The 13,470-nt window shown below is 73.1% G+C and carries 10 protein-coding genes; 6 read left to right on the plus strand and 4 right to left on the minus strand.

Going from position 1 to position 13,470, the window contains the following annotated elements; all coding sequences use genetic code 11:
* Positions 1-78 precede the first annotated feature (78 nt).
* Complete coding sequence (locus tag OG245_RS26910) at positions 79-669, minus strand: TetR/AcrR family transcriptional regulator (protein ID WP_371625996.1); 591 nt, start codon at positions 667-669, stop codon at positions 79-81.
* Positions 670-808: 139 nt separating this feature from the next.
* Between OG245_RS26910 and OG245_RS26915 the strand changes: the two genes are divergently transcribed.
* Entirely contained in the window at positions 809-1,912 is a 1,104-nt protein-coding gene (locus tag OG245_RS26915) for an FAD-dependent oxidoreductase (RefSeq protein ID WP_371625997.1), read from the plus strand.
* A 55-nt stretch (positions 1,913-1,967) separates the two neighbouring features.
* On the opposite strand, the gene OG245_RS26920 is transcribed toward OG245_RS26915, so the two are convergent.
* Both OG245_RS26920 and OG245_RS26925 read right to left on the minus strand, forming a co-directional pair.
* Positions 1,968-3,848 carry an ABC transporter ATP-binding protein gene (locus OG245_RS26920; protein WP_371625998.1) on the minus strand — a complete coding sequence of 627 codons (1,881 nt, stop codon included), beginning with the start codon at positions 3,846-3,848 and terminating at the stop codon, positions 1,968-1,970.
* A complete protein-coding gene (locus OG245_RS26925; RefSeq protein WP_371625999.1) occupies positions 3,845-5,749 on the minus strand; it encodes an ABC transporter ATP-binding protein in 1,905 nt (634 codons plus the stop codon). The genes OG245_RS26920 and OG245_RS26925 overlap by 4 nt, the downstream gene beginning before the upstream one ends.
* 164 nt (positions 5,750-5,913) lie before the next feature.
* Here OG245_RS26925 and OG245_RS26930 point away from each other — a divergent pair, with 164 nt between their 5' ends.
* From OG245_RS26930 to OG245_RS26945, 4 genes are read left to right on the plus strand one after another with little or no spacing between them, the layout of a single operon-like run.
* The gene (locus OG245_RS26930; RefSeq protein WP_371626000.1) at positions 5,914-6,831 is read left to right on the plus strand and encodes an ABC transporter ATP-binding protein; all 918 of its coding nucleotides are present in this window, start codon (positions 5,914-5,916) and stop codon (positions 6,829-6,831) included.
* Position 6,832: 1 nt separating this feature from the next.
* Complete coding sequence (locus OG245_RS26935; RefSeq protein WP_371626001.1) at positions 6,833-7,633, plus strand: ABC transporter permease; 801 nt, start codon at positions 6,833-6,835, stop codon at positions 7,631-7,633.
* A gap of 14 nt (positions 7,634-7,647) precedes the next feature.
* Positions 7,648-8,997, plus strand: coding sequence for a histidine kinase (locus OG245_RS26940; protein ID WP_371626002.1), 1,350 nt, complete (start codon positions 7,648-7,650; stop codon positions 8,995-8,997).
* A complete protein-coding gene (locus tag OG245_RS26945; RefSeq protein ID WP_371626003.1) occupies positions 8,994-9,644 on the plus strand; it encodes a response regulator in 651 nt (216 codons plus the stop codon). The genes OG245_RS26940 and OG245_RS26945 overlap by 4 nt, the downstream gene beginning before the upstream one ends.
* 15 nt (positions 9,645-9,659) lie before the next feature.
* Here OG245_RS26945 and glgX read toward each other — a convergent pair whose 3' ends face one another.
* A complete protein-coding gene (gene glgX, locus OG245_RS26950) occupies positions 9,660-11,918 on the minus strand; it encodes a glycogen debranching protein GlgX (protein ID WP_371626004.1) in 2,259 nt (752 codons plus the stop codon).
* Positions 11,919-12,069: 151 nt separating this feature from the next.
* Between glgX and OG245_RS26955 the strand changes: the two genes are divergently transcribed.
* Positions 12,070-13,311 carry an Ig-like domain-containing protein gene (locus OG245_RS26955; protein ID WP_371626005.1) on the plus strand — a complete coding sequence of 414 codons (1,242 nt, stop codon included), beginning with the start codon at positions 12,070-12,072 and terminating at the stop codon, positions 13,309-13,311.
* The last annotated feature ends 159 nt before the right edge of the window (positions 13,312-13,470 follow it).

Consider the following 13,470-nt stretch of genomic DNA (forward strand, 5'->3'; position numbering starts at 1 on the left):
ACAGCGTCGGGTTCTGGCCAGATTCACGCGCCGGAACGCGCCGACCCGTCAGACCGCGGCGCGCGGCGGACGTGGCGCTCAGCCGCTCGCGTCCGTCGGATACACCGCGTCCAGGAGGTCGCGTACGAAGCGGTCCACGTCGTCCAGCCCCGCCGCCGCGAGCGTGGCCGGGCCGTTCGTCAGCAGGTGCGGGATCGCCGCGTGCAGCGCGAGGGTGACGACGGCGGCCCGCTGCGGGGTGACGGGCAGTCCGGCGGAGCGCTGGGCCAGCTCCATGCCCACGAAGTCACCGCTCGCCATCGGGTCGAGGATGCCGGACAGCCAGGGGCGCCGGGTCGCCTCGGCCTGGAGCTCCAGCACCGCCAGCAGCCGGGAGCGGCCCGGCCCCGCGACGTTCTCCAGGAGTGAGCGGAAGAGGGCCGTCAGGCCCTCGCGGTCCGCCGGCCCCGGAGTCGAGGCCAGCCGCTCGGTGAGGGCGAGGTACTGCTCCAGGCACCGCTCCGCCGCCGCGCGGAGCACCGCGTCCCTGGTCGGGAAGTAGTTCTTGGCGGTGCCCGGCGGCACCTCGGCCGCCCGGTCCACGGCCCGGTGGGTCAGTCCGCGCCCGCCTTCCCCGGCCAGCACCTCCACGGCCGCGTCCCGCAGCCGGTCCCGCCGGTCCGGATTCACGCGCGCTCCCTCGCTCCCGTACGGCTGCCGCCCCCCTCGGCCTGTCCTTGCCGATGCTACCCCAGCCGTGGTACCACAGATGTGGTGGTTCTCTGTGCGGCGCTCCTCCGTACGGTCCGAACGAGCTCGGGAGTACGACATGACAGGAACGGCGACCGTGGTGGGCGCGGGCATCGGCGGTCTGGCGACCGCGATCGGACTCCGCCGCGCGGGCTGGACGGTCACGGTGCTGGAGCGGCGCGCCGAACTGGAGCGGTACGGCGGGGCCTTCGGTATCCACCCCACCGCGCAGTCCGCACTCGACAGGCTCGGCGTGGGCGAAGCGCTGCGCGACCACGCCGTGCCCTACCGCGACGCGCACATCCGCACCCCGGACGGGACGTCGATCGCCCGCCTCCCGCTGGAGCGCATCGAGCGCAAGGCGGGCCGCCCCGAACTCCTCATCCCCCGCTTCCGCCTGCTCGACGCCCTGGTCGCCGCCCTCGACACCTTCGGCGACGTCCCGCTCAAGCTCGGCGAGCGGGTCACCGACGTGGACGGCCTCGCCGCCGGACAGGACCTGGTGATCGGCGCCGACGGCATCCGCAGCGCCGTTCGCACCGCCCGCTTCGGCGACCGCAGCGGCCCGCGCGGGATCGGCACCGTCGCCTGGATCGGCACCGCCGACTTCGAGAGCCCGGTGCACGGCGAGACCTGGGGCAGCGGCCGGTTCTTCGGGATGACCCCGGTCGAACCGGGCCGCACCAACTGGTACGCCACCGTCCCCGAGGCCACCACCGCCGAGGAGCTGCGCGCCGCCTTCGCCGGCTGGCACGACCCGGTCCCGCGCATCCTGGACGCCACCGACCCGGCCGCCTGGATCCGTTACGACATGCTCCACCTGTACCCGGCGCTGCCCAGCTTCGTCGCCGCTGCCGCTGCCGCCGACGCCCGGTCCGCGTCCCGTACCCCCGCCGGCGCCCGGCCCGCACCCGTCGCGCTGGTCGGCGACGCGGCCCATGCGATGACGCCCAACCTCGGCCAGGGCGCCTGTACCGCGATCCTCGACGCGGACGCCCTGAGCCGCGCGGTGGCCGCCGCACCCCCGGGTCCCGCGGGCGTCGCGGGGGCCCTGCGCGCCTACGACCGGGAGCGCCGCCGCAGCGCCCAGCGGACGGCCTTCGGCTCGCGGACCCTGCACCGCTTCATGAGCACGGAACGAACCCGGCTGCGGGACGCGGCGGTACGGCTGCTGCCGGGGTGACCCCCGGAGCACGCGTACGGTCGCCCGGGGGTTCGGCCGTTCCTGCGGCTTCCCCTCAGGCCAGGCTGTCCTTCCACGTCCGGTGCAGCCCCGCGAACCGCCCGGTCCCGCCGATCAGTTCCGCGGGTGCGCCGTCCTCCACGATCCGGCCGTGCTCCATCACCAGCACCCGGTCCGCGATCTCCACCGTGGAGAGCCGGTGGGCGATCACCACCGCCGTACGACCGTGCAGCACCGTGTCCATGGCCCGCTGCACGGCCCGCTCGCCGGGGACGTCCAGCGAGCTGGTCGCCTCGTCCAGGATCAGCACCGCCGGATTCGCCAGCAGGGCCCGGGCGAACGCGACCAACTGCCGCTGGCCCGCCGAGATGCGCCCGCCCCGCTTGCGCACGTCCGTGTCGTAGCCGTCCGGCAGGGCGGCGATGAAGTCGTGGGCGCCGATCGCCTTCGCGGCGTGCTCGATCTCCTCGCGGGTGGCGTCCGGGCGGCCGATCGCGATGTTCTCCGCGACCGTCCCGGAGAACAGGAACGCCTCCTGCGTCACCATCACCACGCCCCGCCGCAGCTCGGCGGTGTCCAGATCGCGCAGGTCGGTGCCGTCCAGCAGGACCCGGCCCTCGGTCGGGTCGTAGAAGCGGGCGAGCAGCTTCGCCAGCGTCGACTTGCCCGCGCCCGTCGACCCCACGACCGCCACCGTCCGGCCCGCCGGGATGTGCAGGTCGAAGGTGGGCAGCACCTCGCCGCCCGTACGGTAGGCGAACCGCACCCCGTCGAACGTGACCTCCCGGCCCGGGAGGCCGCCCGGGCGCGGCGGCAGTTCCTTCGGCCGGTCGGTCTCCGGGACGTTCGGCGTCTGGGCCAGCAGGCCGGCGATCTTCGCCAGCGAAGCGGCCGCCGACTCGTAGGAGTTGAGGAACATCCCCAGCCGGTCGATCGGGTCGTACAGCCGGCGCAGATACAGCACCGCCGCCGCCAGCACCCCGAGCGCCAGCGTGCCGTCCGCCACCCGGTAGGCGCCCCAGAGGACCATCCCGGCCACCGCCGTGTTCGCGATCAGCCGCGAACCGATGACATAGCGGGCCATCTCCAGCATCGCGTCGCCGTTCGCCCGTTCGTGGCGGGTGTTCAGCGTGGTGAAGACGGCGTCGTTGCTCCGCTCGCGGCGGAACGCCTGGACCGGGCGGATGCCGTTCATCGTCTCCGCGAACTTCACGATCACCGCCGCGATCGCCGTCGACCGGGCCGTGAACGCGACGGACGCCCGCCGCCGGTACAGGCGGACCATCAGATACAGCGGTACGAAGGAGAGCGTGGCGATCGCGCCGATCCCCAGGTCCAGCCAGAGCAGCACCAACGCGATCGACACGAACGACAGGACCACGCCGATCAGTTCCTGGAGCCCCTCGCTCAGCAGCTCCCGCAACGACTCCACATCCGTCGTGGAGCGCGAGATCAGCCGGCCCGAGGTGTAGCGCTCGTGGAAGTCGACGCTGAGCGCCTGCGCGTGCCGGAAGATCCGGCCGCGCAGATCGAGCAGCACGTCCTGGTTGATCCGCGCGGCCGCCCTGATGAAGGCGTACTGGAGGACGCCCGCGCCGACGGAGCACACCGCGTAGCCGATCGCGACCGCCACCAGCGGCCCGTAGTCGTGGTCCCGGAACGCCGGAACCCCGCTGTCGATGGCGTACGCCACCAGCAGCGGGCCCGCCTGCATCGCGACCTGCTGGATCAGCAGGAGCAGGGCCGACACCGCGACCCGGCCGCGCATCGGGGCCAGCAGCGAGAACAGCAGCGCCCTGGTCGCCCCGGGCGGCGCGGGCAGGTCGTCCTGGTCGAACGGGTCGTCGGCGCGCCCTCGCTCGGGCGCGGTCCGGCTCCTCGGCGGGCCGTCGTCGTCGGCGGCCGGGAGCGAGGCGTCGTCGGTGGTCGTGGTCATCGGGCACTGCCCTCCTCGGCGGGGACCTGCTGGACGGGTGCGCTCACCGAAGCGGCGGGGCGCGGGTCGGCGGAGGCGTCCACCGGGCCGGCGGGCGCGTCTCCCGCACGGGCGACAGGCGGCCCGGGAACGGGCTCGTCCCCCGTGCCCGACATCAGCCAGGCGTACTCCGCGCTGTCGCGCAGCAGCTCCTGATGGGTGCCGACCGCGGCGATCCGGCCCCCCGACAGCAGCGCCACCCGGTCGGCCAGCATCACGGTGGAGGGGCGGTGCGCCACGACCACCGCGGTCGTCCGCTCCAGGACCCGCCGCAGTGCGGCCTCCACCAGCGTCTCCGTGTGCACGTCCAGCGCGGACAGCGGGTCGTCCAGCACCAGGAAGCGCGGCTCCCCGACCACGGCGCGGGCCAGCGCGAGGCGCTGGCGCTGGCCGCCGGACAGGCTCAGGCCCTGCTCTCCGACCTCGGTGTCCAACCCCCGCGGCAGCGCGTGCACGAAGTCGGCCTGGGCCACCGACAGCGCCCGGCGCACCTGCTCCTCGTCCGCGCCCGCCGCGCCCATCGTCACGTTCTCGCCGACCGTCGCGGAGAACAGCGTCGGCTCCTCGAACGCCACCGAGACCAGCTCCCGCAGCCGCGAACGCTCCATCGTGGCGATGTCCTCGCCGTCCAGCGTGATCCGGCCGCCGGTCACCTCGTGCAGCCGGGGCACCAGAGCGGTGAGTGTCGTCTTGCCCGACCCCGTACCCCCGACCAGGGCGAGCGTCTCGCCGGGCCGGACGTGCAGATCGATCCCGGCGAGGACCGGTGGCGAGCCCGGATCCGCGTCCGGGTAGCGGACCTCGACGCCCTCGAACACCATCCCGGGGCCGGTGGCCGGCGCGCTCTCCCGAACGGCGACGGCCCCGGGCTCCTCCGCCACGTCCATCACCTCGAAATACCGGTCGGTCGCGGTCGCCGACTCCTGGCTCATCGCCAGCAGGAAGCCGATCGACTCCACCGGCCAGCGCAGCGCGAGCGCCGTGGACAGGAACGCCACCAGCGTGCCCGCGGACAGCGTCCCGTCCGCCACCTGGATGGTGCCCAGCACCAGCGCCGCGCCGATCGCCAGCTCCGGGATCGCGGTGATCAGCGCCCAGATCCCGGCGAGCAGCCGGGCCTTGCCCAGCTCCGTGGTGCGCAGCCGGTGCGACAGCGCCCGGAACGCCCGCGCCTGGCTGCGGTGCCGGCCGAAGCCCTTGACGATGCGGATGCCCAGCACGCTCTCCTCGACGACCGTGGTGAGGTCGCCGACCTGGTCCTGGGCCCGGCGCGCGACCACCGAGTACTTCGTCTCGAACAGCGAGCACAGGATCATCAGCGGCACCGCGGGCGCCAGCAGCACCAGACCGAGCGTCCAGTCCTGGGCGAACAGGAGGACGAAACCGACCAGGATCGTGGTCGCGTTGACGACCAGGAAGGTCAGCGGGAACGCCAGGAACATCCGCAGCAGCATCAGGTCCGTCGTCCCGCGCGACAGCAGCTGACCCGAGGCCCAGCGGTCGTGGAACGCGACCGGCAGCCGTTGCAGATGGCGGTAGAGATCCGCCCGCATCGACGCCTCGACCCCGGCCAGCGGACGCGCCACCAGCCAGCGCCGGAACCCGAACAGCAGCGCCTCCGCGATGCCCAGCAGCAGCAGGTACAGCGCCCCCAGCCACACCCCGCCCGGATCGCGGTCGGCGACGGGACCGTCCACCATCCACTTCAGGACCAGCGGGATCACCAGCCCCAGGCAGGACGCCAGGATCGCCACGAAGGCGGCCGTGAACAGGCGCACCCGCACGGGTCGGACATAGGGCCACAGGCGCAGGAGGGAGCGCACGGCGGACCGGTCCGTGCGCTCTGCAGGCATTTTGGGCATCAGGGGCGACTCTACGTTTCACCACTGACATCGGTCCTGCCAATTTCCGCCGAACCCGGCCCTTCGCCGCCGGCGGTCGTACCCCGGGTCGGCCGATCGGCCGATGCGCCGTCGAGCGTGACGGCGGATACCGCCCGCGCCCGCCCGCCGGAACCCTGGTGGACATGGCAATCATCGAAGTCAACGGGGTACGCAAGACCTATGCGGGGCGTGCCGTGGTCGACGGCGTCTCCTTCTCCGTCGACGAGGGGGAGATCTTCGGCATCCTCGGCCCCAACGGGGCGGGCAAGACCACCACCGTCGAATGCGTGGAGGGCCTGCGCATCCCCGACGCGGGCGCCATCAGGGTCGCCGGGCTCGACCCCGTCGCCGACCACGACCGGGTCACGCGGCTGCTCGGCGCCCAGCTCCAGGAGAGCGAGCTCCAGGCCAAACTGACCGTACGGGAGGCGCTGGAGCTCTACACCGCCTTCTATCCGGCCCCCGCCGACTGGCGGCCGCTCGCGGAGCGGCTCGGCCTGGCGGACCGGCTCACCACCCGCTTCGCCAAGCTGTCCGGCGGCCAGAAGCAGCGCCTGTTCATCGCCCTCGCCCTGATCGGCGGTCCGAAGGTCGTCGTGCTCGACGAGCTGACCACCGGCCTCGACCCGCGCGCCCGCCGCGACACCTGGAAGCTCATCGAGGAGATCCGCGACAGCGGGGTGACCGTCCTGCTCGTCACCCACTTCATGGAGGAGGCCCAGCGCCTCTGCGACCGGATCGCCGTCATCGACCGGGGCAAGGTCGTCGCCCTGGACACCCCGAGCGGGCTGATCCGGCAGGCGGCCGGCTCCACGGTCATCTCCTTCGTGCCCTCCCAGGTGCTCACCGGTCCCGCCCTCGGCCGGCTCACCGCGCTTCCCGGCATCGCTTCCGTGACCCCGCCCGACCGCGAGGGGGCGCTCACGCTGCACGGCACCGACGAGACGTTCACCCCGTTCGTCGCCCTGCTCGCCGAACTCGGCGTCACCGCCCGGCAGCTGCGCATCACCGAGACCAGCCTCGACGAAGCCTTCCTCGACCTCACCGGACAGGACGCCTGACATGCAGACCGAGACCACCACCGCATCTGCCACCGCCCCCACGCCCCGCGTCACCCGACGACGCGGCCCCGCGGCCGCCGTCCTGATCGCCGAGACCCGGCTCTTCCTCCGCGAACCGGGCAACCTGTTCTGGATCTTCGCCTTCCCCTCCGTTCTCCTGGTGATCCTCGGCTTCATCCCCGCCTTCAAGGAGGCGCAGGACGACCTCGGCGGACGGCGCGTCATCGACCTGTACGTCCCCATCTCGATCCTGCTCGCCTTGATCACGGCGGCGGTCCAGGCGATGCCGCCGGTCCTCACCGCCTACCGCGAGCGCGGCATCCTGCGCCGGATGTCCGCCACTCCGGTGCGGCCCTCCGCCCTGCTCGGTGCCCAGATCCTGCTGCACGGCGCGGCCTGCCTCGCCTCCGCAGTCCTCGTCACCGCCGTCGGCCGGATCGCCTACGGGGTCGCGCTGCCCGAACAGCTCCCCGGCTATCTGCTGGCGCTGCTGCTCGCCGTCGCCGCCGTGCTGACCCTGGGCTCCATGATCTGCGCCCTGTCCCGGACGACGAAGGCGGCCACCGCGTTCGGCACGGGCGCCTACCTCGTGATGATGTTCAGCGCCGGGGTGTGGCTGCCCGTCCAGACGATGCCCGACGCCCTGCGCCGCATCGTGGAGATCACCCCGTTGGGAGCCGCCTCCCAGGCGCTGGAGCAGGCCGCGTCCGGGAGCTGGCCGGGCTGGATCCACCTTCTGGTCCTCGCCCTGTGGACCGCGGCTCTGGGCACCGCGGCCGGTCGACTCTTCCGGTGGCAGTGACGGAGACTGCCGGAATGACGTTGCCGCCCCGCTTCTCGTACCCGTCGGGTGCGACAGGGCCCCGCACCATCGAGGACCGCTGGGAGCAGTTCTACCGGTACGGTCCCTACGCCGTCCTCACCCTGTCCGCCCTCGTCGGGGGCGTCGCCGCCGACCTGATCATGACCCGTACCGAGATGTACGTCGCCGGGGTCCTCGTCGTGGCGGCGTACGGGCTCCAGTTCTGGTGGGGCCGGGCCCGCCCGCGTACCGCTCCCGGCGCCCCGGCCGGGGTGGCCTACTACGGCGCCCGGACCGTCCTGGCCTTCGCGCTGTCCTGGCTCAACCCATTCTTCGCGGTCTACGCGGCGCTCAACTACTTCGACGTCGAGCCCCTGCTGCCCAAGCGCTTCGTCCGCGTCGGGCTGCTCATCACCGCCGTCACCCTGGCCGGTTCGCAGAGCGGAGGCCTGCCGCCCGCCTCGTTGATGAACTGGGTCGCCTTCTGCGTGCTCTACATCGTCAACGCCACCCTCGCCCTCTTCTTCTGGCACGTCGGCATGAGGGAGGAGGAGAAGGCCCGCATCCAGGTCGAGACCATCGCCGAGCTGGAGCGCACCAACGTCCGGCTGGAGCGGGCCATGGCGGAGAACGCGGCCCTGCACGCCCAACTCCTCGTCCAGGCCCGGGAGGCCGGGGTCGACGACGAGCGGCGCCGGCTCGCCGCCGAGATCCACGACACCCTCGCCCAGGGCCTCACCGGGATCATCGCCCAGCTCCAGGTCGTCACCTCCCTGACGGACCGCGATCCGGGGACCGCCCGCGTCCACCTGGAGCGGGCCGCCGCGCTCGCCCGCCACAGCCTCGGCGAGGCCCGCCGCTCCGTGCACAACCTGGCCCCCGTCGCCCTGGAGCACGACGAGTTGGCCGGAGCGCTGGAGAAGACCGTCGCCGACTGGGCCGAACAGCACCGCGTCCGGGCCGACTTCACCGTCACCGGCACCGTCGAACCGGTCCACGACGAGATCGCCGCCACCCTGCTGCGCATCGCGGGCGAGGCCCTCGCCAACGCCGGCCGGCACGCCGGGGCCTCCCGGGTCGGGGTCACGCTGTCCTTCATGGACGACGAACTGGCCCTGGACGTACGGGACGACGGGCGCGGCTTCGACCCTGCGGCCGCGGCCCCGGCCGACCGCACCGGCGGCTTCGGCCTCGGCGGGATGCGGGCCCGCGCGGAGCGCATCGCGGGCGCGGTCGAGGTGGAGTCGGAACCGGGTGGCGGCACGGCGGTATCGGCCAGGGTCCCCCTGGTCAGGCACCCCCTGAACAGCACCGCGGCGGCCCCTGGCCAGACACCTCCGACCCGCCGTACGGTGCGGTCATGACCGAGAACGCCGCCCGCACCATCAGCCTCGTCGTCGTCGACGACCACCCGGTCGTCCGGGACGGACTGCGCGGCATGTTCGCCGCCGCACCCGGATTCGAGGTCCTCGGCGAGGCGTCGAACGGCGTCGACGCCCTCACGGCCGTCGAACGCCTCGACCCCGACGTCGTCCTGATGGACCTGCGGATGCCCGGCGGCGGGGGAGTGGCGGCCATCGCGGAGCTGACCCGGCGCGGCGCGCGCTCGAAGGTCCTGGTGCTGACCACGTACGACACCGACTCCGACACCCTGCCCGCGATCGAGGCGGGCGCGACCGGCTACCTCCTCAAGGACGCGCCGCGCGAGGAGCTGTTCGCGGCCGTCCGGGCCGCAGCCGACGGGCGCGGCGTCCTGTCGCCCGCCGTCGCCTCCCGGCTGATGACCCGGGTCCGCACCCCCGCCGGCCCCGCCGAGACGTCCCTGTCGGCCCGCGAGCGCGAGGTGCTGGTCCTGGTGGCGCGGGGCACCACCAACCGGGAGATCGCCGCCGAGCTGTTCATCAGCGAGGCGACCGTGAAGACCCACCTCACCCATGTCTTCGCCAAACTGGGCGCCAAGGACCGGGCCGCCGCCGTCGCCGTCGGCTACGACCGGGGCATCCTCGGCTGATCCGGGCCCCTCGCTCTACTCCGCCACCCGCAGCAGCAGCACGGAACGGGCGGGCACCGTCACCTCCGTACCGCCTTCGAGGACCGTGCCCGGGGCCTCCGCCTGGTCCTCCCGCGAGGTGTCCAGGACCAGTACATAGGCGTCCGCCCACGGCGCGCCCGGCAGTTCGAAGGCGACCGGCTCCGCGCCCGCGTGCAGGACCGCCAGGAAGCTGTCGTCGGTGACCGGCTCGCCCCGCGCGTCCCGCCCCGGGATGTCCCGCCCGGAGAGGTAGAGGCCGAGCGTGGCGGCGGGGGCGTACCAGTCGCCCTCCGTCATCTCCCGGCCGTCCCGGGCGAACCACGCCAGGTCCCGCAGCCCGTCCGGGGCCTGGGCCCGGCCGGAGAAGAACGCGCGGCGCCGCAGCACCGGATGGTCCCGGCGCAGCGTCAGCACCCGGGCCGTCAGCTCGGTCAGCTCCCGCCACGCGGGCTCCTTCAGGAGCGACCAGTCCAGCCAGCCCGTCTCGTTGTCCTGGCAGTAGGCGTTGTTGTTGCCGCCCTGCGTCCGGCCCATCTCGTCGCCCGCCACCAGCATCGGCACCCCGGTGGAGAGCAGTAGCGTGGTCAGCAGGTTACGGAGCTGACGGCGGCGCAGCGCGGTGATCCCCGGGTCGTCGCTCTCGCCCTCCGCCCCGCAGTTCCACGCCCGGTTGTCGCTCGTCCCGTCCCGGTTGCCCTCCCCGTTGGCCTCGTTGTGCTTCTGCTCGTAGCTCACCAGGTCGCGCAGGGTGAAGCCGTCGTGGGCGGTGACGAAGTTGACCGAGGCGTACGGGCGGCGGCCGCCCCAGGCGTACAGGTCGCTGGAGCCGGTCAGCCGGTAGCCGAGATCCCGTACGTCGGGGAGCGCGCCGCGCCAGAAGTCGCGCACCGCGTCGCGGTAGCGGTCGTTCCACTCGGTCCACAGCGGCGGGAACGCCCCCACCTGGTAGCCGCCGCTGCCGACGTCCCACGGCTCGGCGATGAGCTTCACCCGGCGCAGCACCGGGTCCTGGGCGATCACCGCGAGGAACGGGGAGAGCATGTCGACGTCGTGCATCGAGCGGGCCAGCGCCGCCGCCAGGTCGAAGCGGAAGCCGTCGACGCCCATCTCGGTGACCCAGTAGCGCAGCGAGTCGGTGATGAGCCGCAGCACCTGCGGCTGCACCACGTGCAGGGTGTTGCCGCAGCCCGTGTAGTCGGCGTAGCGGCGCGGGTCGTCCCGCAGCCGGTAGTAGCCCCGGTTGTCGATGCCGCGCAGCGACAGCATCGGGCCCAGCTCGCCCGCCTCCGCGGTGTGGTTGTAGACGACGTCGAGGATCACCTCGATCCCGGCCTCGTGCAGCGCGTGCACCATCCGCTTGAACTCGCCGACCTGCTGGCCCGCCGTCCCGGAGGCGGAGTAGCCGGCGTGCGGGGCGAAGTAGCCGATGGAGTTGTAGCCCCAGTGGTTGCGCAGCCCGCGCCGCAGCAGATGGTCCTCGTGGGCGAACTGGTGGACCGGGAGCAGTTCGACGGCGCTCACCCCGAGCCGCGTCAGGTGCTCGATCGCGGCCGGGTGCGCGAGCCCCGCGTACGTGCCGCGCAGCTCGGGCGGGATGTCCGGGTGCAGCTTGGTGAAGCCGCGCACGTGCAGTTCGTAGATCACGGAGTCCGCCCACGGGGTCTTGGGCCGGCGGTCCTCCACCCAGTCGTCGTCGTCGCGCACGACGACGCCCTTGGGCACGAAGGGCGCCGAGTCCCGGTCGTCCCGCACGGTGTCGGCCACATGCTGGTCCGGCCAGTCGCGTACGTGCCCGTAGACCTCGGGCGGCAGGGTGAAGGTCCCGTCGACCGCACGGGCGTACGGGTCCAGCAGCAGCTTCGCCGCGTTCCAGCGGGCGCCCGTCCACGGGTCCCAGCGGCCGTGCACCCGGTAGCCGTAACGCTGACCGGGCCGCACCCCGGGCACGAAGCCGTGCCAGATCTCATGGGTCAGCTCGGTCAGCGGGCAGCGGGTCTCCGCGCCCCGCTCGTCGAAGAGGCACAGCTCGACCGCCTCGGCCCCGCCCGCCCACAGCGCGAAATTGGTCCCGGCCACCCCGTCCGGGCCGACCCGGAAGCGGGCCCCCAGCGGCATCGGGGCCCCGGGCCAGACGGCCGGGGACGGTGCCTGGATCCGGGCGGGGGCGGCGCGGTGCGCCTCCGTGCCCTCCGCCCCGGCGCCGACCGCCGTGTCCGGATCCCTTACTGCCTCCTGCTCGGCTGCGCTGGACACCGTGTCGCCTCCCGCGGCTCGTGGGACGGGCACCTACGCGTGGCGCGCGGCGTCCCGGCCGCGGCCTCTTCGGGTAGTCCTCCCCTCTGTTCTGCCCACCGGGCGGCCCGCACTCACGTTTCCCCCGACCGGCCCTGGTCGTTGGGGGAGCGTGAACCAGACAGCGAAGAGCGCACGGGCCGGCTCGGCCGCCGTGCTGACATGGGCAGGACTGCTGACCGTGCTGGCCCTTCTGACCGGCTGCACCGACGCCCGGGAGGCCGTGTTCAACGGCAAGGCGTGGTCCTCCGGCGACGCGATCGGCGTCTTCCCGGAGGACGGCGCCAAGGACGTCGACGAGGAGACCCGCATCGCCGTGAAGGTCCCCGACGGGCGGCTGGAGAGCGTGAAGGTCATGCGGATCGAGGACGCGCAGCGGCAGACGGTGGCCGGGCGCATCGCCGACGACGGGAGGTCCTGGAAGCCGGAGCCCGCCGCGGGACGGCTCGCCCTCGCCGCGAAGTACAGCATCGACGCGGTGGCCGTGGACGGGGAGGGCCGCCGCTCCGCCCGGCACTCCACGTTCACCACGCTCGTCCCCGAGCACCGCTTCATCGGGTACTTCAAACCGGAGAACCGGTCCACCGTGGGCACCGGCATGATCGTCTCCTTCTCCTTCAACCGCCCGATCTCCGACCGGGCCGCGGTGGAGAAGGCCATCCGGGTGACGTCCGATCCGATGGTGGAGGTCTCCGGCCACTGGTTCGGCGAGGACCGGCTCGACTTCCGCCCGAAGGCGTACTGGAAGCCCGGCACCGAGGTCACCGTCGACATCGGGCTGCGCGACGTCGAGGGCGCCCCGGGCGTCTACGGCGGCCAGGACAAGAGAGTCGTCTTCACGGTCGGCCGCTCCCAGGTCTCCCTGGTCGACGCGGAGAAGAAGACCATGGAGGTGCGCCGGGACGGCGAGCTCGTGGATACGGTGCCGATCACCGCGGGGGCCCCGAAGACGACCACGTACAACGGGAGGATGGTGGTCACCGAGATGCACGAGGTGACCCGGATGAACGGGGCCACGGTCGGCTTCACGGACAAGAAGGGCAAGGGCGAGTACGACATCAAGGACGTGCCGCACGCGATCCGGCTCACCGAGTCCGGCACCTTCCTGCACGGCAACTACTGGGCCGACGAATCCGTCTTCGGCGAGGAGAACGTCAGCCACGGCTGCGTCGGACTGCGCGACGCCAAGGGCGGCAGCGGCTCCACCCCCGGCGGCTGGTTCTTCGACCGGACCCTGATCGGCGACGTGGTCGAGGTGGTCAACTCCCGGGACAAGAAGGTCGCTCCGGACAACGGGCTCAGCGGCTGGAACCTCGGCTGGAAGAAGTGGAAGGCAGGCTCCGCCCTGCGCTGAGGCCCCGGCCCCTCTCGTCTGTCGCCCGCACCCCGCCGCTCCACTCCGGTACCCCGCGCCACCTGCACAACTGCCCGGACCACTGGTACGGAACGGTGACAATCCGGGGGGAGTTCACCCCGCTCGCGATGTGATTATCTTGCGGCGGCGCGCATGTTC

It is taken from the genome of Streptomyces sp. NBC_01116, assembly GCF_041435495.1.
Taxonomy (GTDB): Bacteria; Actinomycetota; Actinomycetes; order Streptomycetales; family Streptomycetaceae; genus Streptomyces.